Annotated in this window: 1 protein-coding gene; it reads left to right on the top strand. The window is 76.0% G+C overall.

Going from position 1 to position 647, the window contains the following annotated elements:
• On the top strand, nucleotides 1-580 hold a 580-nt coding region (locus tag DKL51_RS33620), incomplete at its 5' end, for a GNAT family N-acetyltransferase (RefSeq protein WP_148097937.1).
• Between the last annotated feature and the right edge of the window lie 67 nt (nucleotides 581-647).

Genomic DNA, 647 nt, shown 5'->3' with positions numbered 1-647 from the left:
CCGCAGTACCCCGTCCGCCGCCAGCCCGGCGATCGACATCTTCGCCGGGCTGGCGGCGGACGGGGTACTGCGGGCCGGTGGGTGGTTGCACCTGCCCCGCAGCGAGCCGCAGGAGCTGACCGGGCGGTTGACCGTCACCCGGCTGGACGAGTGGGACTTTCTCTGGGCCACCGCGCCCCCGCCCGCGCAGCCGGAGGAGGAGCGGGTGGTACGCCTCACCGAGGCCGACCACCCGGCGCTGGCCGCGCTGATCGACGATTCCTTCCCGACCACCACCTCCCGCCCCGGCGACCCGCGCATCGTCGACTGGTACGGCATCCGGGACGGCGACCGGCTCGTGGCCTGCGGGGCGGACCGCAGCCGGGGCGACATCGGCTTCCTGGCCGGGCTGACCGTGGCGACCGACCGCCGGGGCCGCGGCTTGGGCGCGGCGCTGACCGCCGGGGTGACCCGGGCCCTGGCCGCCCGGTACGACCACGTCGCGCTCGGCGTCTACACCGACAACGTGGGGGCGATCCGGCTCTACCGCCGGCTCGGCTTCACCAACGGCGTGGCCCGCAGCTCGGTCCACCTCGGCTGATCAGGCGGGAGCAGGCGGAGCAGAACGGGAGCGGCCCCGGTCATCGCGTCGTGGCTGACCGGGGGCC

Source organism: Micromonospora globispora (assembly GCF_003857015.1).
Lineage (GTDB): Bacteria > Actinomycetota > Actinomycetes > Mycobacteriales > Micromonosporaceae > Micromonospora > Micromonospora globispora.
This window is presented reverse-complemented; position numbering and strand designations above follow the sequence as displayed.